The sequence below is a fragment of the Prevotella sp. khp1 genome (assembly GCF_900102205.1).
Taxonomy (GTDB): Bacteria; Bacteroidota; Bacteroidia; order Bacteroidales; family Bacteroidaceae; genus Prevotella; species Prevotella ruminicola.
In genome coordinates this window covers 246,839-266,278 of the sequence record NZ_FNJZ01000004.1, presented here as the reverse complement: position 1 = coordinate 266,278, position 19,440 = coordinate 246,839, and the positions used below count along the sequence as shown (strand labels likewise).

The 19,440-nt window shown below is 48.6% G+C and carries 18 protein-coding genes; 8 read left to right on the top strand and 10 right to left on the bottom strand.

Going from position 1 to position 19,440, the window contains the following annotated elements:
- Positions 1-2 precede the first annotated feature (2 nt).
- The 6 genes from BLR73_RS12140 to BLR73_RS12115 all read right to left on the bottom strand — a co-directional run bounded on the left by BLR73_RS12140 (position 3) and on the right by BLR73_RS12115 (position 4,946).
- Positions 3-1,259: an ABC transporter permease gene (locus tag BLR73_RS12140; RefSeq protein ID WP_091862364.1), complete on the bottom strand. Its 1,257-nt coding sequence runs from the start codon at positions 1,257-1,259 to the stop codon at positions 3-5.
- Positions 1,260-1,341: 82 nt separating this feature from the next.
- A complete protein-coding gene (locus BLR73_RS12135) occupies positions 1,342-2,061 on the bottom strand; it encodes an ABC transporter ATP-binding protein (protein WP_013064621.1) in 720 nt (239 codons plus the stop codon).
- Between the two features lie 41 nt (positions 2,062-2,102).
- Positions 2,103-2,465, bottom strand: a complete 363-nt coding sequence (locus BLR73_RS12130) for a GntR family transcriptional regulator (RefSeq protein WP_091862361.1) — start codon at positions 2,463-2,465, stop codon at positions 2,103-2,105.
- A complete protein-coding gene (locus tag BLR73_RS12125; RefSeq protein ID WP_143010951.1) occupies positions 2,449-3,291 on the bottom strand; it encodes a hypothetical protein in 843 nt (280 codons plus the stop codon). The genes BLR73_RS12130 and BLR73_RS12125 overlap by 17 nt, the downstream gene beginning before the upstream one ends.
- A 5-nt stretch (positions 3,292-3,296) precedes the next feature.
- Positions 3,297-4,097: a hypothetical protein gene (locus BLR73_RS12120; protein ID WP_143010950.1), complete on the bottom strand. Its 801-nt coding sequence runs from the start codon at positions 4,095-4,097 to the stop codon at positions 3,297-3,299.
- Positions 4,098-4,130: 33 nt separating this feature from the next.
- Positions 4,131-4,946 carry an ABC transporter ATP-binding protein gene (locus BLR73_RS12115; protein ID WP_073047408.1) on the bottom strand — a complete coding sequence of 272 codons (816 nt, stop codon included), beginning with the start codon at positions 4,944-4,946 and terminating at the stop codon, positions 4,131-4,133.
- A gap of 568 nt (positions 4,947-5,514) precedes the next feature.
- Here BLR73_RS12115 and BLR73_RS12110 point away from each other — a divergent pair.
- On the top strand, positions 5,515-6,927 hold the full coding sequence (locus BLR73_RS12110; RefSeq protein ID WP_091862354.1) for a YfjI family protein: 1,413 nt from the start codon (positions 5,515-5,517) through the stop codon (positions 6,925-6,927).
- Positions 6,928-7,018: 91 nt separating this feature from the next.
- On the top strand, positions 7,019-9,628 hold the full coding sequence (locus BLR73_RS12105) for a glycoside hydrolase family 3 C-terminal domain-containing protein (protein ID WP_091862351.1): 2,610 nt from the start codon (positions 7,019-7,021) through the stop codon (positions 9,626-9,628).
- Here the strand turns inward: BLR73_RS12105 and BLR73_RS12100 are convergent, their stop codons facing one another.
- Positions 9,629-10,513: an NAD kinase gene (locus BLR73_RS12100; RefSeq protein ID WP_091862348.1), complete on the bottom strand. Its 885-nt coding sequence runs from the start codon at positions 10,511-10,513 to the stop codon at positions 9,629-9,631.
- Between the two features lie 106 nt (positions 10,514-10,619).
- Between BLR73_RS12100 and BLR73_RS12095 the strand changes: the two genes are divergently transcribed.
- The 6 genes from BLR73_RS12095 to BLR73_RS12070 all read left to right on the top strand — a co-directional run bounded on the left by BLR73_RS12095 (position 10,620) and on the right by BLR73_RS12070 (position 17,351).
- Positions 10,620-11,192 carry a DJ-1 family glyoxalase III gene (locus tag BLR73_RS12095; RefSeq protein ID WP_091862345.1) on the top strand — a complete coding sequence of 191 codons (573 nt, stop codon included), beginning with the start codon at positions 10,620-10,622 and terminating at the stop codon, positions 11,190-11,192.
- Positions 11,192-11,854, top strand: a complete 663-nt coding sequence (locus BLR73_RS12090) for a 2-C-methyl-D-erythritol 4-phosphate cytidylyltransferase (RefSeq protein WP_033149595.1) — start codon at positions 11,192-11,194, stop codon at positions 11,852-11,854. Before BLR73_RS12095 ends, BLR73_RS12090 begins: the two co-directional genes overlap by 1 nt.
- The gene (gene recG, locus BLR73_RS12085) at positions 11,854-13,947 is read left to right on the top strand and encodes an ATP-dependent DNA helicase RecG (RefSeq protein ID WP_091862343.1); all 2,094 of its coding nucleotides are present in this window, start codon (positions 11,854-11,856) and stop codon (positions 13,945-13,947) included. The genes BLR73_RS12090 and recG overlap by 1 nt, the downstream gene beginning before the upstream one ends.
- 89 nt (positions 13,948-14,036) lie before the next feature.
- The gene (locus tag BLR73_RS12080) at positions 14,037-14,585 is read left to right on the top strand and encodes a C40 family peptidase (protein WP_013064209.1); all 549 of its coding nucleotides are present in this window, start codon (positions 14,037-14,039) and stop codon (positions 14,583-14,585) included.
- A gap of 160 nt (positions 14,586-14,745) precedes the next feature.
- Positions 14,746-15,681 (top strand): M23 family metallopeptidase, encoded by a 936-nt coding sequence (locus tag BLR73_RS12075; RefSeq protein ID WP_091862340.1) that lies wholly within the window; start codon positions 14,746-14,748, stop codon positions 15,679-15,681.
- Positions 15,682-15,776: 95 nt separating this feature from the next.
- Positions 15,777-17,351, top strand: a complete 1,575-nt coding sequence (locus tag BLR73_RS12070) for a helicase HerA-like domain-containing protein (RefSeq protein WP_176763687.1) — start codon at positions 15,777-15,779, stop codon at positions 17,349-17,351.
- Here BLR73_RS12070 and BLR73_RS12065 read toward each other — a convergent pair whose 3' ends face one another.
- The 3 genes from BLR73_RS12065 to rmuC are packed head-to-tail and all read right to left on the bottom strand — an operon-like array spanning position 17,352 to position 19,408.
- Positions 17,352-17,912 carry a 4'-phosphopantetheinyl transferase family protein gene (locus tag BLR73_RS12065; RefSeq protein ID WP_176763686.1) on the bottom strand — a complete coding sequence of 187 codons (561 nt, stop codon included), beginning with the start codon at positions 17,910-17,912 and terminating at the stop codon, positions 17,352-17,354.
- A 10-nt stretch (positions 17,913-17,922) separates the two neighbouring features.
- Positions 17,923-18,072, bottom strand: a complete 150-nt coding sequence (locus BLR73_RS12060; RefSeq protein WP_080517198.1) for a GxxExxY protein — start codon at positions 18,070-18,072, stop codon at positions 17,923-17,925.
- A 34-nt stretch (positions 18,073-18,106) separates the two neighbouring features.
- Entirely contained in the window at positions 18,107-19,408 is a 1,302-nt protein-coding gene (gene rmuC / locus BLR73_RS12055) for a DNA recombination protein RmuC (protein ID WP_091862332.1), read from the bottom strand.
- Positions 19,409-19,440: the final 32 nt, after the last annotated feature.

Sequence of the window (19,440 nt, the reverse complement as noted above, 5' to 3'; positions counted from 1 at the left end):
AATCAGTCAGCTCTTAATGCCTCAATAGGGCGAATTCTACTTGCTTTATAGGCAGGAATAAGTCCTGCGATAGTACCTGCGATCACCATCACCAGTGTGGCCTCGATACAAACATCCAGTCCCACGGTAGGGTTAACAAACAGTGTAAGCTTCTCAACTCCCAGGTCGGTAACCTCATGCCCCAGCGTTGCGTCCATATACTCATTAGCAAGCACACCACACAACATGCCAACATAGCCAAACAGGGTGGTGATAATAACACTCTCGACAATAATCAGTCGCAGAATGTTCCACGGCTTTGCACCAATAGCCTTACGGATACCAAACTCGTGGGTGCGCTCCTTAACGGTGATGAGCATGATATTACTTACGCCCACGATACCAGAGAGCAGTGTGAAGAGTCCGATGACCCAAAGGAAAGTATGGATGATATCTATTCCTTTCTCCATCTGCTGGCTTTGAGCATAGTTATTCCATATCCAGATGCCGCGATCATCCTCAGGGTGAATCTGGTGCATACCATTCAGTCGGCGACGATAGTCCTTCTCAAAGGCCTCGTTGGCATCCTCAGAGGTCAATCCCTTAAACGTAAACTCGATGCTGCCCAGACTAGGTGTATCGGCGCCATAAATACTCTTGATCGCAGTGTAAGAAGAATAGGCTCTGCCATTACCTTCGCCACGGCTCTTGTAGATGCCAACAACCTTGAACGAGATATCGCCCACCTTGATATACTTGCCCAACAACGTTTTATAGTCCTTAGGTTCCAACTCCTTAGCCTGGTTATCACCGAGCACAATCACCTTACGGCGCTCCTTCAGGTCGATATCATTAATGAATCGGCCACACAGCATGTGCTCTTTGACAATCTTGGTATGAATAGGATGTACACCTGCGATGCGGATATTCATGTAGTTCTCGCCATAGCTGGCAGTGCCACTGGTGAAATAGTTGGCTCCCACCTCGTCAATATTCTCAGTAAACTCTGTCCGAGTGGCTTCCAGGTCCTTCACGTTCAACTGTATATCGCGCCCTTCCTTCAAGCCTTTATAGGGCATCGAAGTCCAACCGCCATCAACCTCCATCGAGTTGGTCAGGAAGTCGCCGTTCATCTTCATCGTGGCATTGATGAGACCGTTTCCGGCTCCCAACAGCACGATGATCATAAAGATGCCCCACGCCACAGCAAATCCTGTCAGCGTAGTACGAAGTTTATTCCTTCGCGCTGTCTGCCATATTTCAGTTATTATATCGTGCATAATCTTTATTCTTTTGCAACGGACTACAGGACTTTACGATTTTTCCTTAGTCATTAAGTCGTGTTGTCCGTTGCTAAAAATACTACTTCATTAAACCTCCGCTGCCAAAAGGACTAGCATTATGATCGAGATTCTCTTCTATCTGACCTATTACACCATCCTTAATGTGAACTATCTTGTTAGTCTCGTTAGCCACACCGCTCTCGTGAGTTACCACTACGATGGTCATGCCATCCTCCTGGTTCAGCTTCTTCAGCAACTGCATCACCTCCACAGATGTCTTCGAGTCGAGAGCTCCTGTAGGCTCATCGGCCAGGATAATCTGTGGACGGGTGATGAGTGCTCTGGCTATTGCCACACGCTGTTTCTGTCCTCCCGACAGTTCGTTGGGGTAATGTTCGGCCCAATCGGCCAAGCCCAGCTTATCCAGATATTCCATCGCCATCTGGTGACGCTTCTTTCTGGATACCCCCTGATAGAATAATGGCAACTCAACGTTTTCCACGGCGGTCTTGAAAGAGATGAGATTAAAGCTCTGGAAAATAAAACCTATCATCTTGTTGCGATACTCGGCAGCCTTGCGCTCCGAGAGGTTCCAGATGGGAGTTCCAGCGAGCTCGTAGCTCCCTGAGTCGTAGTTATCCAGAATACCTAAGATATTAAGCAGCGTACTCTTACCCGAGCCCGAAGCACCCATGATGCTGACGAACTCACCCTTTGCGATGTCGAGCGAGATACCCTTCAGCACGTGCAGTGGCTGGGCACCCTGATAGGTCTTGTTGATGTCTTTTAAATGTATCATTGTTATTTTTACCTTAGTTGATTTTTACAGTTTGACGTAGTTTACTCGCCAAAAGTTGCATTATATGCATTTTTAACATCTTCTAACGTGATGCCTAACAGCTGCATCTGGCGGAACAATTCTGGCAGTCGCTCTTTCATAAACTCCTGCTTGCGCGCCTTCAGGATCTGCTGTTTGGCACCTGGAGTAACAAAGTATCCCAGTCCACGCTTGTTGTAGATGATTTCCTCGCGTGCCAACTGTTCGTAGGCTTTTACAGCGGTATTAGTATTCACCTCGAGCAGCACGGCATACTCACGTACGCTGGGGATGCGATCATCGTCTTTATATACACCCGAGAGGATCTCGTCGCACAGGCGATCGGCCATCTGGATGTAAATCGGTTTATCATTTGTAAAAGTCATAATTCAACCACTTATTAGTTATTAATTCAAATCCTTTGAAGATACGGAACGATAACCAGTAATTTACAACAGAGAAGACAGCGAAGAATGCTGTAAGAATATAGGTCATGGTGCCTACCTTTTCTACTCGGCCAACACCTTCGATATAGAAGGTACTGAACATATAGATTCCGTGATACTTCGAAAACCAAATCAACATGGTAAAACCAGCTACCAGCACTAGACTGCTGATGACGAAAGCATACTTGCGGAACAGCGTGCCACCAAGGGTATAGAAAGAATGCAGCCATACGAGTCCACTCACCAGAAATGCCAGAGACATCAGGCGATAACCCAATGAATGATATGAACTTACAGCATCAAATGTCATCATCTTAACCACTTCCGGAAAAACAAACGAATTCCACGAATCACCATAGAACAGGGCACGGAACACTACACGCAGCGTATCGCCTACGATAAACGACAGGTGCATCATCACGAATCCTGATACGGTAGCAAAAACGGTTGCTGCCAAAAACTTCTCTAAGTTGGTAGCAGGCAGCATGAGGAATGCCTGGCGACGCGGTTTCTTATCCAACTCAACAAACAAATTACAAATACCTACCACTACACCTATTATGATGTAAACCACAAAGAATCCACCCAAAATGCCTGTAGTATGTGTCTCCTGTGGCGTGGTAGTTTGTATCATAGCGCGCACCATCAACTCGCCCATAGCAACACCCAGTGTGAGTCCCAAGGTCCACATCAGCAATGAGCGGAAGTTTACGCTAATCATCCAGCGCAAGGCCCTCCCAAATCTATTAATATCGAAACTATTCATAACCTTCAAATGTTTACAAATTTACCAATGTTCTGAGTTCTGCAGAAGATCTTGTACGACAGCCAGTAGTTAACGATGGCCCAAATGCCGTAAACGGCATCAGAGATATAAAGCAGCGTAATAGCATCACCGTGAATCATATCAAACTGATTTTCGTAAGAAATAGGGAACAACCATGTTTGTACCATCGACAAGAAGATGAGCACCAATAAGGTGAAAATCCACGAGTACTTGTGCGAACGGAAGAAGGTGGCACCAAGGGCGAAACACGACTGAAACCAAAGAAGCAAAATAATCAGGGCATTAATAACCGTAACCTTCTTTGAGCCAATGGCTTCCCAATTAACTGTGAAAGGATTTAAGCGACCGAACAGAGCGCCTGTTACAAACTGCGGATTGTTACCTATCAGCCAGTTAAAAACATACTGCACCAAGTCGGCACCAAAGAAAGCTACAACTATAATACCTATTACAAAAATCCAAGTGGCATAGCGCATCAGGTACTTCTCGAAATTCGAGGCTGGCAACAGCAACAAGGCCTGCCTGTCGTACTTGCCCTTCATACTGTTGAACATCATCGATGGTCCCACTGCTATCTGAAAGAAAAACAGCATCACCACAAGCACACAACAAGGCTTATAGCCTGTATCAGCACCTTTCAGCCAGTAAAAGCTGGTGGTAAAAAACAGGAACAGCAGCGTAAGCAGCACAAACATCTGGAGCAGCGAGCGCATGTAGTAGCTCTTGTCGTTAGTGAGCGACCAACGAGCCACCTTGGCAAACCTATGTATATTAAACTGTATCATAAGATTTAATGTTTAATCTTTAATGTTTAATCTCTAAATTTTACCCTCGTTTACAGCATTAAACAGCAACTCCAAATTAACCTGAGTTTCAGCACTATCCTCCTTGCGTGGTGCAATCACGGCATTACCCTGAAGCGAAGGCTCGGCATAAAGCACATCGTCCATCTCGGCAGGCGTACGATACTCAAAGGTAAACTTCTCCTGGATATCAGCCACACTGGCATTCAGCAACAGCTTCTGTGGACTCAAGATAAGGATATGATCCAGCAACGATTCAACATCGTGTACCTGATGGGTAGAGATGATAAGCGTACGATCGCCAGTCATATACTGGGTAACCACCTTACGGAACTGACTCTTCGAAGGGATATCCAGTCCGTTGGTAGGCTCGTCCATCAGCAGCACACGGGTGTTGGTAGCCAAGGCAAAAGCCATAAACACCTTTTTCTTCTGTCCCATCGAGAGGGCATTCAGCTTCAAGTCGCTACTCAACTCAAAATCCTTCAGACAGCCCTCCAGAACGGTTGTGCTGAACAAGGGATAGAAGGGACGGTTGATCTTTACATACTCATCGAGCGACATAGCAGGCAGGTCGAACTCCTCAGGAACAATAAAGATATCCTGCAGTGTTTCAGGGCGGCGCAGCTTGGTCTCAATACCATCAAAGCTTACAGTACCCTTCTTGGGGCGCAGCAGTCCAGCAATCAGGTAAAGCAGTGTACTCTTACCTGTACCGTTCTTACCCAGCAGACCATAAATATTATCCTGCTTCAGTTCCAGACTGAAATCATCGAATACCAGGTTCTTACCACCTGCGTACTTAAAACTGATGTTGTTTACCTCGATCATAATTCTATTTAATTTTAATGTTCAATGTTACGTGTTATAGTGTACCACTTTAATAGTACACTGCAAAAGTAGAATAAAAACAAATACGCTCCAAGTTTTTATGCAAAAAACTTTGAATTATTAACACTATTTAGCACTTCAACCCTCACGCGTACATAACTAATAAACAGGGAGATAGTACGGCACTATCTATGAGATACTCGTAACTTATCTGGTAGATATCCGGCACTTATCTGCCCACGAAGTTACGGCTACTATTAATGGTAGCGATTGCTATATTTAATGGTAGCAAAAATTCCCATTAATGGGAACAATGGCAGCACAATGTAACACTGTAACATACGACAGGAGAGAGAAAAAATATGGTCAAGATAGAACAAGTAATAGCTTATAAGATTATTTATATATTATAATATATAAATAATTAATATATAATATTATTATAATAATAGATATTATACAACCATGACCAAACTTTTTTTCGTTCCTGTCGTAAAATTAGCGTTAAACTCTTGGTAGATTAAAATATTTTTTGTACCTTTGCAGTGTAATCTTAAAAGACTGAATAATGACAAAAGAGACTAACTTAAATGACCGTTCAATCATCGAGCAGCAGATGCTGTTCGCAGGTAAAGAAATCGAGAAGCTGATGGATGTATATCCCTGCTTACGCGAGGTGTGCAAGGGACTTAAAACCGAGGCCTACCCTGCAGCCATGTTTGCATCGTCGGCCTTTCTGGGTACGCTGATGACACGTTGTACCTATCGTTTTTACCATCGCCCTCAGGAGCTACGTCGCCTCAACTATAGCGTGTTCATCATTGGCGACCCTGGTTCAGGAAAATCGTTTGTAACCAATCTCTACGAACTTTTAGCCGGTCCTATCCGCAAAGTATCGAAGGAGGGACAGAATGCCGAGAATCGCTATCGTCGCAAATACAAGGAGTGGCTGGACAACGGACAGAAAGGCGATGGTCCCAAGAAGCCCCAGGTAATTATCCGTACCCACCCCGCCCGTACATCCAACAAGGTGTTTATCGAAGACATGAAGCATGCCGTTGAGATGGTGGATGGTCAGGAGATGCACCTGCACATGCTCTCGTTCGACACAGAGCTCGACAATGCCATCAATCAGCAGGGCGAGGCATGGAGCAACAAGACCTATCTGGAATTGAAGGCTTTCCACAACGAGGAGGATGGACAGTTCTTCTCGAACTACGACTCAGAGCTTTGCAACTTCAATGTGTATTGGAACTTTGTTTATACAGGCACACCCCGCGCTCTGAAAAACAAGGTGAATGCCAACAACGTAGGCAATGGATTCTCAACCCGACTGGCAGCCATTCCCATGCCCTCAACCCACTTCGAGATGCTGAAACGTGAGGAGTTGGAAGATGCGAACGTAGAGCCTGAGGAGCACAAAACCCTGCGCATGTGGGCCGAGCGATTAGACTCTACCCATGGCGAACTGCCCATTGGCAAACTGGTAGAAAGCACCTACGAATGGGCCAAGGAGCACATGGAAGAAGCCGAGGAGGACCAGTCGAAAACCGACGAACTGCTGCTTAAGCGTGTACCCTACTATGGCATCGCCGTAAGCGTACCTTTCATTATGATGCGCCATTGGGATGAGTGGCAGCAGCACCACACCCTCACTCTCGACGACACCGACCTGTACTTGTGCCGTTTGGCCATGAACATCCAGTTTGCATGCCAGCGCCATTTCTTTGGCAAGTATTGGGATTACTACTTTATGCAGCAGGCTAACTGCATTAGCTATCCCACCCGCAAGCGCCACACCAAACTGATGCGTTCGCGTTACAGTGTTCTACCTGATGAATTCAGCGTGCCTTCCATGCAGATATTCCTGGGCGTGCCCCAGCGTACCGCCGAAAAGATGATAGAGCGCTGGCTCAACGATGGCTACATCAAGCGCATAGAACCCGGCAGGTATCAGAAATTATATCTCGAGTTAACATAATTGCTTATTGCAATTAAACTTTCTACCACTTACAACATCTAAGATTTACAGCATTATCTAACAATTACAACTATATCAAACAAACAGTGAAATGAAAAGGCTTTTAACTTTAACCATCGCGGCGATGATGGGGGCAAGTGTGTTTGCCCAGGTTAAGTATCCGTATCTGGATACAAAGTTATCAAACAAAGAGCGCGTTGAGAACTTGCTGAGTCTGCTCACGCCCGAGGAGAAGGTGGGACTGATGATGAACAAGTCGATCTCGATCGACCGTCTGGGCATCCCTAGCTACAACTGGTGGAGCGAGGCTTGTCATGGCGTGCGTCAGGATGGCTATACGGTTTATCCACAGCCCATCGGTATGGCTGCAGCCTTTAATGCACAGCTGTTCTACGATGTATTCTCGCAGGTATCAGACGAAGCACGCGCCAACTGGAACCGTACCGATCACAACGACCCTAAGCTTTTTAATGTGCCCATGGGCGTTACCTATTATCCTGGTAACCCTGAGCTTACGTTCTGGTGCCCGAATGTAAATATCTTCCGTGACCCTCGCTGGGGACGCGGACAGGAAACCTGCGGCGAGGACCCTTATCTGAATGCCGTATTAGGCGTACAGACTGTATTGGGTATGCAGGGTAACAACGACAAATACTTTAAAACCCACGCCTGCGCCAAGCACTATGCCGTACATAGCGGACCAGAGCCCCTGCGCCACTCTATGAACGTAGAGCCAACCAACCGCGACCTTTGGGAAACTTACCTGCCAGCCTTTAAGGCACTGGTAAAGAAGGGTAACGTGCGCGAGGTGATGTGCGCCTACCAGCGTTTCGAGGGTAAGCCCTGCTGCACCAGCGACCGTTTGCTGATTGATATTCTGCGCAACAAGTGGGGCTACGATGCTATCGTACTGACCGACTGCGACGCTATCAACAACTTTTTTAATCGCGGACAGCACGAAACCCATAAGGATGGCTTGTCGGCCTCGGTTGATGCTGTGCTGAACGGTACCGACCTGGAGTGCGGTAAGGTATTCATGAGCCTGGTTGAAGGCCTGAAGAAGGGTCTGATTAAGGAGAGTGACCTTGACAACCACCTGCGTAAAACCCTGATGGGCCGCTTTGAGTTGGGTATGTTCGACCCTGCCGACATGCTGCCTTGGGCCAAACTGGGTGCCGATGTGATTAGCAGCGAGAAGAACGATGCGATGGCTGTTCAGGCTGCACGCGAGAGTATGGTACTGCTGGAGAACAAGGGTGCCGTACTACCACTCTCGAAGAGCATCAAGACACTGGCTGTGCTTGGTCCTAATGCCGACGATGTGAACATGCTGAACGGTAACTATGGTGGTACACCTACCGCCGCCCACCAACACTCACTGCTCTCAGGTATCAAGGCTGCAGTACCTGGCGCTAAGATTATCTACAACAAGGCCTGTGAGCTGAACGACGAATATACCACCATCCACCATCTGCAGGACTTTAACGATGGCAAGGGTGTGAAGGTGGAGTTCTGGAACAATCGTGAACTCGAAGGTGAGCCCGCCAAGACTGATTACTACAACGAGCTTAACTTCTCGACCTTTGGCGCCTGGGGATTTGCCCAGGGCGTGAATCGCGATACCCTCAGTGTTCGCATCAGTGGACAGTACAAGTCAACCTTTACTGGCGAGATGAAGTACACACTGACTACTGACAACGGCTACGTGCTGAAGGTAAATGGCGAGGTAGTAGAAGAGGCTCAGGCAGGTGGCCGTCGTGGTTTCTTCGGATTTGGTCGCAAGCCCCAGTACAAGTCGTTCCCTGTTGAGGCAGGTAAGACCTACGACGTAGTAATCGAGTACAAGCATGGTAACGGACAGTTTGCTATGCTGCGTGGCGATATCTGCGAGCGCAACTTGGTTGACTTTACCGACCTGGCCAACCAGGTGAAGGAAGCTGATGCAATCGTGATCATCGGTGGCATCTCAGCCCAGATGGAAGGCGAAGGTGGCGACAAACAGGACATTGAGCTGCCAAAAGTTCAGCAGATGTTGGTAAAGGCTATGCACAAGACTGGCAAGCCTGTTATCTTTGTGAACTGCTCAGGTTCGGCCATTGCCTTTGGAAGTGTTGAGGGCGAGTACGATGCTCTGTTGCAGGCCTGGTATGCAGGTCAGGGTGGTGCCAAGGCTCTGGCCGAGGTACTGTTTGGTGATTACAACCCTGGTGGCAAACTGCCTGTAACCTTCTATCGTTCGAACAACGACCTGCCCGATTTCCTCGACTACTCGATGAAGAACCGTACCTATCGTTACTTTACAGGTGTGCCTCAGTATGCATTCGGCTACGGTCTGAGCTACACCACCTTTGCGCTCGGCGATGCCAAAATCTCCGCCAAGCAGATGAAGAAGAATGGCAAGGTAACCCTGACCGTACCTGTCACCAACACTGGCAAGCGCGAGGGAACCGAGACCGTTCAGGTATATGTAAAGCGTCTCGATGATGCAGGCGCACCTATCAAGGCCCTGAAGGGTTTCCAGAAGTTGAACCTGAAGGCAGGCGAGACACAGAAGGCCACCATCACACTGGATGGCGAGGCATTCGAGTACTACGACGAGATGATCGACGAACTGGCCACAAAGGCAGGTCGCTATCAGATTCTTTACGGTACCTCATCAATGGATAAGGACCTGAAAACCATCGATTTTGTTGTTAAGTAATCAGCGTGTATCAGCACCCCACATCATTTTTTCACGAAGGGTGTTGAAATAACGATGATCAGAACGCTTAACAACCTTGATGTCATAGGGGGCACGACGGAGCACAATCCTCGTGCCCTCTTTGCATTTCTCCGATCGACCGTCGATAGCCACCAGGAAGTTATGCGAGCGACTCTCTACATCGAGCTCAATCACCGACGAATCGGCCAACACTATGGGGCGCACATTCAACGAATGGGGCGCAACTGCCGTCATCGAGAACACCTTGGTGCCAGGCACAATGATTGGGCCGCCATTTGAGAGCGAGTAAGCCGTTGAACCAGTAGGTGTTGAAATCACCAGTCCATCAGCCTGATACGTATTCAGATACTGTCCGTTAACGCTGGCACGTATCGAAATCATCGATGCTGTATCACGTTTCAGGATGGCCACATCATTCAGTGCACAACTGCACTCTCCCAATGGTGCGCCATCAGCCTCCACCTGTATCAGCGCACGACTCTCTACCGCATAGTCGTCGTTATAGAGTGCACGCATACAATGCTCTATATCATCGGGACTGATATCGGCCAGGAAACCCAGTCGACCCATATTTACGCCTAAGATGGGGATATTCTTCTTGCCCACACGGCAAGCCGCCTTCAGGAATGTACCATCGCCACCCATCGAAATCACAAAGTCGGCATCAAAGTTATTGTCAGAGAAAACCTTAGTGGCCTTCACGTCCAAACGCTGATGATCCTTCAGGAAGTAATAGTACTCCATGTCTACGTAGAGCTCCGCGCCATAGTTGGCGATCGTTGAGAGCACCTTCTGGATACTGGCCGATTTGCGGGCCTGATAAATATTGCCCAACAGGGCAAACCTGAGTTTACGATGTTCCATTCTTGTATCTTTTGGGTGCAAAGATATAAAAATTCGTGCAATTCGTGTAATTCGTGCCAAAAAATTTGTATCTTTGCCGTCAGAATAACAAATTATCGAGAATATTATGGCAAAAGTTTATGTATTTTTGGCAGAAGGTTTCGAGGATGTAGAAGCCCTGATTCCTATCGATGTATTGCGCCGCGGAGGTGTTGATGTAACCACCGTTAGCATCTCTGAATTTCCTTTGGTAACGTCGGCCCACGGCGTGAATATCGAAGCTGATATTCTGTTTGAGCAGGGCGAGTTCGATAATGCCGACCTGCTGATGCTGCCAGGTGGTATGCCAGGCGCCAGCAACCTGTTCAACCATTCTGGTTTGTGCGAAGCCCTGAAGGCTCAGTACCAGGCAGGCAAGAAGATATCTGCCATCTGTGCTGCTCCAGGCGTAGTACTCGCCCCACTGGGTATTCTGGAGGGTAAGCAGGCCACTTGCTATCCCGGCTTTGAGAAAGCATTAGCCGAGAATGGTGCCCGCTATACAGGCGATTTGGTAACCGTAGATGGTAACATCACCACCGCCGAGGGTCCTGCAGCAGCTTTCCCCTACGCCTACGAACTGCTCAGTCAGTTGGTTGACAAGCAAACTGCCGACCAGATTGCCGAGGGTATGCGCTTTAAACATTTAATGCAGAAATAATGGATTATATTATCATAGTAGCAGGCGGTAAGGGCTTGCGCATGGGGTCGGACATCCCCAAGCAGTTTCTGCCCATTGGTGGCAAGCCTGTACTGATGCGCACACTGGAGCGATTCCGCGAGTACTCTAAGGACATCCAGATTATTCTGGTATTGCCCGAGGCTCAGCAGGCCTACTGGCATCAGCTGTGCCAGGAGTACCACTTTGACGTGGAGTACACCTTAGCCAATGGTGGACAAACGCGCTTTCACTCCGTACAGAACGGACTGGCCAAGGTACCCGATGATGCTATCGGCGTGGTAGGTGTACACGATGGTGTGCGCCCCTTCCCAAGTATCGAGGTAATTCGTAACTGCTATACGACAGCAAGAGAAAAAAAGGCCGTCATTCCAGTCATCCCCGTTGTTGAGACCGTACGCCATCTGGAAGGTGAACAATCCAAAACAGTGCCTCGCGATGCCTATCGACTGGTGCAGACACCCCAGACCTTCGACATCCAACTGCTGAAGGCAGCCAATCGTCAGCCCTACAACGACGGTTTTACTGATGACGCCTCGGTAGTTGAAGCATTCGGCTACAACATCACCTTGGTAGAAGGCAACCGCGAAAACATCAAGATTACCACTCCCTACGATTTAAAAATCGCAGAGGTTCTTATATAATGGACATACTCAATCAGGATATCAAATACTTACCCGGCGTGGGACCTAACCGTAAGAAGATGCTGAGCAACGAGCTTGGCATTGAGAGTTACGGCGACCTGCTGGAATACTACCCCTACAAATACGTCGACCGCTCGAAGGTGTACACCATCCACGAGCTTACGGGCGACATGCCGTTTGTACAGGTGGTAGGACATATCCTGAGTTTCGAGACCTTTCCGATGGGCCCGCGTAAGGAGCGCGTAGTGGCACACTTTACAGATGGCACCGGCATCTGTGACCTTACCTGGTTTAATGGTGGCAAATACGCCAAACAGAATTATAAGATAGGTACCGAGTATCTGGTGTTTGGCAAACCCACTGTGTTTAACAACCGCATCAACTTCACCCATCCCGACCTGGATGATGCGTCGAAACTCGACCTCACCACCATGGGACTTCAGCCCTATTACAACACCACCGAGAAGATGAAGAAGAGCGGATTGAACTCGCGTGCCATCGAACGACTCACCAAGACGCTCATCGAGAAACTTCCGCCACAACCCGAAACCATCCCCGATTTTATCTACCAGCCCTTGCATCTGGTAGGTCGTGACTTCGCCCTGCGCACGGTACACTATCCACAGAACGCCAAGGACCTGGAGCGTGCCCGATTGCGTTTGAAGTTCGAGGAACTGTTTTTTATACAGCTTAATATATTAAGGTACGCGAGCGATCAGCGTCGCAAGTTCCGTGGGTATGTATTCTCTACGGTAGGCGATGTATTCAACACTTTCTATAGTCAGTATCTGCCCTTCCCACTCACAGGTGCCCAGAAGCGTGTGATTAAGGAGATTCGCAAGGATATGGGTTCTGGCCGCCAGATGAACCGATTGTTGCAAGGTGATGTGGGTAGCGGTAAAACACTTGTGGCACTGATGTCAATGCTGATTGCCATCGATAACGGCTATCAGGCCTGTATCATGGCCCCAACCGAAATCCTGGCCGAACAGCATCTGCAAACCATCATGGGATTCCTCAAGGATATGAACCTGCGCGTAGCCCTGCTTACCGGTATGGTAAAGGGGAAACGTCGCGAAGAGGTGCTCGAAGGTCTGTTGGATGGTACCATCAACATTCTGGTGGGCACCCACGCTGTCATCGAGGATACTGTGCAGTTTGCCCGATTAGGCTTTGTGGTGGTCGATGAGCAGCACCGCTTTGGTGTGGCCCAGCGCGCCAAGCTTTGGAGTAAGAGCACTAACCCACCCCACGTATTAGTGATGACTGCCACGCCTATCCCACGCACCTTAGCCATGACCCTATATGGTGATCTCGACGTGAGTGTTATCGACGAGTTGCCTCCAGGCCGTAAGCCCGTACAAACCACACATGTTTTCGATTCGCGTATGACGTCGCTATACGATGGCATCCGTCGTCAGATTAACGAGGGTCGTCAGGTTTACATCGTATTCCCCCTGATTGAAGAGAGTGCTAAGAGCGACCTAAAGAACCTTGAAGATGGCTTTGAGGTACTGCGCGAGGCCTTCCCCGAGTTCAGACTCAGCAAGGTTCATGGACGCATGAAACCTAAGGACAAAGAGGAAGAGATGCAACGCTTTGTACGTGGTGAGACACAGATACTTGTGGCAACAACGGTGATCGAGGTAGGTGTGAATGTTCCTAACGCCTCAGTCATGGTTATTCTCGAGGCCCAGCGCTTCGGACTGGCCCAGTTGCACCAGCTCCGAGGTCGTGTAGGTCGAGGTGCCGACCAGTCGTATTGCATTCTCGTCACCCCCTTCAAACTGAGCGAGGACACCCGCAAGCGTATCGACATTATGTGCGATACCAACGACGGTTTCCGTATAGCCGAGGCCGACCTGAAACTCCGTGGTCCTGGCGACCTGGAAGGCACCCAGCAGAGTGGTATGGCTTTCGATTTAAAGATTGCTGACATAGCCCGTGATGGACAGATTGTGCAGATGGCCCGCGACGAGGCACAAAAGATTATTGACGAGGACCCAGAATGTAACTCTGAGAAATTCAGCATGTTATGGAACCGACTGCGCCAATTACGTAAAACAAATATTAATTGGGCGGCTATATCCTAAAACTATGTTAACTTGTGCTGTTATCGCGCACGTAGTTTAAAAAAAATTACTACCTTTGCAGCAGAAATCTTTTTCTATTGCAAACCATTATGAAGAAATTGTTTATATTTGCCCTGATGTTGATGCTTTCTATGAGCGACCTCGCTCTTGGAAAGGTTAACCCTGACCAGGCTCCAGACGAGGAGGAGATTGGCAACTTCGACTTCATTTATGGAACACAAGACGATTTGAACGAGGCATTCGAGAAGACCGAGATGATTATGAGCGAGGCTTTCTCACACATGGGTGCCCGCTACCGCTCAGGTGGTAAAGGTCCAAGCGCTTTCGACTGCTCTGGCTTTACCAGCTATGTTTACAAGCAGCAAACCGATTTGTTTATCGGTGCTTCATCAAGAGATCAGTATGCACGCAATATCCCCATCACCCGCGATGAGTTGCAGAGTGGCGACCTGGTATTTTTTACCAGTCCACGTTCTGGTCGAGGTGTTGGCCATGTAGGTATCGTGGTTGATGTAGATCCCATCAACAATACATTCACCTTCATTCACGCCAGTACCAATAACGGTATTACTATCAACAGTTCTACCGACTCGGGTTATGCCCGTCGTTACATTGGTGCACGTAGAGTGCAGCAGTAAACGGAAATCGACACATTTTGCCATATTAACCTGAAAAAACGAGAAAATATCGGCGAAAGTGTTAAAAGTGAACAAAAAACACCAATATATTTCCGTTTTTCATGCAATATTAGTACCTTTGCAGCGGATTTTTTAATTTGATATTAACTCAACTAAGTATATGAACATTAAAAGCTTAAAGAAAATAGCTGTTTTGGCATTCTCAGTTTTTGTTGCAGCCCCCGCGTCTGCACAGGATCTGTTGGCTAAGCAGGCACCAGTCGATCGCAAGATGAAGGCAGTCGACTCGATGGTTCTCAAGCGAATCATTGAGCAGGAGGAGAAGTACAACCCCTCAGCCGACCTCTACGAAGACTGGAATAATGTATATGCCCACCGCGAAACAGTACTCCCCGACTCATTCCGTATCGACCTGAGAGGTTTCCACATGCCTACCGATAGCCGTGTGCTCACCTCAAACTTCGGCGCACGTTGGGGACGTCAGCACAAGGGCCTCGACATCAAAGTATATATTGGTGATACCATCCGCGCCGCCTTCAGCGGTAAGATCCGTATCGTAAAATATGAGCCTAAGGGTTATGGTAAGTACGTAGTTATCCGCCACCACAATGGTCTGGAGACTATCTATGGTCACATGTCAAAGCACCTGGTAGTTGAGAATCAGGAGGTTAAGGCTGGTGATCCTATCGGATTGGGTGGTAACACTGGTCGTAGTACTGGTTCACACCTTCACTTCGAGACACGTCTTTGCGGTGTAGCCCTGAACCCAGCTCTGCTGTTCGACTTCCGCAATCAGGATGTTGTAGGCGATTTCTACATGTTCCGTCGCAGCAAGTACGCTGCTGAGTCGGCTATGGCCACTCGTCTGCGTGGTGTTGGTGGTGTAACCGCTGGCGATAACGATCAGGACGACGAGCTCGAGATTGCAACTGCCCCACGTACATCATCTAATGTACACTTCCACAAGGTTAAGAAGGGCGACACTCTGCAGGCCATTGCCCGCAAGCATCACACCACGATTGCTAAGCTCTGCGAGCTGAACCACATCGGCAAGAACATACGCTTGCGCCCAGGACAAATTTTGAAATACAACTAAAAAAATATCAGGAATCCCGTCAAGTTGACGGGATTTTTTTTGGTATATTGCTCACTTATTTGTATATTTGCGCCATAAACTTAAAACAAAAGCGTATGTACGACAAGGAAAGAGGGCTTTACATAGCCCACTGCTCTAACGGAGCACTGAGTATTACAGGTAAGATGGCCAACCGTCATGGTTTGATTGCTGGTGCCACAGGTACAGGTAAAACCGTTACCCTGCAGGTGATGGCCGAGACCTTCTGCCAGGCAGGTGTACCCTGCTTCATGGCCGATATGAAGGGCGACCTCTCGGGTATCTCGCAGACTGGTAAGCTGAGCGGCTTTATCGAGAAGCGCATGCCCGAATTTGGCATCGAGAATCCTGAGTTCCAAAGTTGTCCTGTACGCTTCTTCGATGTATTTGGCGAACAAGGACATCCCATGCGTGCCACCATCTCACAGATGGGTCCACAGCTTCTCAGTCGTTTGCTCGACCTGAACGAGACACAGGATGGCGTACTGAACATCGTGTTCCGCATTGCCGACGAGCGCGGACTGCTGATTCTCGACCTGAAAGACCTGCGCGCCATGCTCGACTATGTATCGCAGCATGCCAAGGAGTACACCACTAAATACGGTAATATCTCAACGGCCTCGGTTGGTGCCATCCAGCGCGCCCTGTTGCAGTTGGAGAACCAAGGCGCCAACCAGTTCTTTGGCGAACCCTCGTTCGACATCTTCGACCTGATGCAGACCGAAGGTGGCAAGGGTATCATGAATGTGCTGGCTGCCGATAAGTTGATGATGCAGCCCAAGTTGTACTCTACATTCCTGTTGTGGCTTTTGAGCGAGCTCTACTCTACCCTCCCCGAGGTAGGCGACATGCCGCTGCCTAAGTTGGTATTCTTCTTCGACGAGGCGCACATGCTGTTCGACGGCACATCAAAAGCATTGCTCGATAAGATTGAGCAGGTTATCCGTTTGATTCGTTCAAAGGGCGTGGGTATCTACTTTATTACCCAGAGTCCTACCGATATCCCCGAAAACATCCTCGGACAGTTAGGCAACCGTGTGCAGCATGCCCTGCGTGCTTACACACCAAAGGATCAGAAGGCTGTTAAGACCGCTGCCGACACGTTCCGTCCTAACCCTGACTTCAAGACCGACGAAGCCATCATGAACCTGGAGACAGGCGAGGCGCTTGTTAGTTTCCTCGACGAGAAGGGTGCACCCAATATCGTAGAGCGTGCCAAGATTCTGTTCCCGCTCTCGCAGATTGGTGCCATCACCGAGGGCCAGCGTCTCGACATCATCAAGCAGAGTCGTATCTATGGTAAGTACGACACACCAGTGGATCGCGAGAGTGCCTTCGAGGTACTGATGGCCGAAGCCGATCGCGCCCTGCAGGAACAGGAGCAGACCGAAGTTGAGGTTCCACAGCCTGAAGCTAAGGCCGAGAAAAAGAAGTCGGGTATACTGGCAAAGGTAGGAAAGGCCATTCTGACTGCCATCACCTCTACCCTGGCAGCTATGTTAGGCACCTACGTAAGCGATAAGGTAACGGGTAAGAAGACCAAGAGTCGCACCTCGGCAAAAGGTCGCGTAGTGAAAAACGCCACCAGTGCCGCTACCCGAACCATTACCAAGGAACTTACAAGAGACATCCTTGGTAACCTGATTAAGTAATTAAAGATATTCACAAACAGTATAAATATACCGCTGTCGCTCGACGGTGGTATATTTATATTTGGTGGGGTTGATCAGGGATTTCACATCGTGAGTGATGCCAGTGCCGACAAGCTTGGCAGTGGCCTCTTTCATCGTCCAAAAGCGGATAAAAGTGGCTTCTGGGGTGGCAGATGCGGCGATTTCTGTTCTCTCCTCATCGTTCATTGTGTAGTTAATCAGACTATCCTTGAACTCACGGATACACTCCACATCTACGCCAACGGGCTTATCGCTGATGACACAGATGGCAGCCTCCTTGCAATGACTCAGATTAAAATATATCTTCGGATGGCCCACAATGCTGGGTTTGCCGTGCTCGTTATAGTCGAAAATGGGGTTATAGGTGATGCCATACTCCTGGCGCAAGCCCTCCTTCAACAGCTGGTAGGCCAACACGCACAAACGCTGCCCCTGTTCGTGTTTAAACTTCAGGGCCTGCTCGCGGCGCTGCTCCGAAATCTCACCCAGCGCCGCCTGCAAATCAAAATCCCATATCTTCTCGCTTATATATACTCCCATTTTCTTTTTTTTAGCAATGTCTTTCATACGAAACACCCAATTCGTCAAGTTCTATACATAGAGCATTTTCATATACAGACTCTAAGAAACCTGTCCCTAAAGTACTTAAGACTGTAAAATATGCCTTTAGTATCTTCCCTGATAGTTCTTCGTATAACATAAATCCTAAAATCCTGTAGTCCGTTGCTAAAAAATCATTCAATACCAATCTCAGGTGTGGGGATTTTGCGGTTGGGATTCTCCTTGGCACCTAAAGTGATTAGTTCTTGCGCCTTTTGGGTGACGCTTTGACGACCAGTTATCAACTTGTTATTGGTGTTGTCGTAAGCCTTCTGCACAGCCTCAATCTTACTACCCAGGTCGTTATAGCGCTGCACAAAGTCGCCTAAGCGATCCAACAACTGCTCAGCCAAGCCAAATACTTTCTCCTGATTCTCGGCCTGCTGGTTCTGCACCCAGGCAATGTGTATCATGTGCAGAATGCCCAACAGGTTCTGCTCGCCCGTTACAAACACCTTCTTTTCGAATGCCTCGCGCCACAACGTAGGATCATTGGCCAATGCCAACTGCAGCGACGACTCGAAGGGTACGAACATAATCACGAAATCAACCACATCGCGACCATTCTTCACGTATTTCGAATAGTCCTTACGTGCTAACTCGTTTACATGCTGGCGCACACTCTTGATGTGGTCCTGCAGGTAACGCTCCTTATCCTCGGGTGTCTCGGCATTCACGTATTTCTCGTAGGCCACCAGCGACACCTTCGAGTCGATGATAGCATCCTGCCCCTGTGGGTAATGCAGAATCACGTCGGGCTGCATCTCGCGACCAGTCTCATCATGTTTCATGGGACGTCCGAGTTCATCGCGCAAACGGGCCTGCACCTCGTAGTGGATGCCCTCCGTCAGACCCTGACTATTCAGCAGGTCGCCCAGAATAATCTCGCCCATGTTACCACTCACCTTGTTATCGCGTCGCAGCACATTCGTCAAGTTTTCAGCCTTCTCACCCAGTTGCTGCGTTTGTTGCATCATCAGCAGCATCTGCTCACGAAACGAAGCCGAATGGGCTGCGCTCTCCTTTTGGTTTTCACTGATAGCCTTCTGCATGTTGGCGATAGCATCCTTCAATGGTTGCGTGATGCCAGATATTGTTTCGGTATTCGACTGCTTCAGTTTCTGGGCACTCTGCTCCAGCAGTTGCTGAGCCATATTCTTAAAGCGCTCCTCATGGCGCTGCGACTCTTCAGCCATCTGCTGATGCAGCAACTGCAACTCTCGCATCTGAGCTTCGGCACGTGCATGCAACTCACGGTTCTCACCCTCCAAGTGGCGCACTCTGCTGGTGCTCTCTGCCAACTGCTCATTCTTCAGTTTCAGCTCCATGCCAGTTTTGCCACCCTCTATACGGAGGTGATCCATTTTACGATCCATCAGCAGGTAAAGCGCTACAGCACCCACTACGATACCTATTATAATATAAAGTACAATCATAAGTCGTATTGTTTTTATTTTGCTGCAAAATT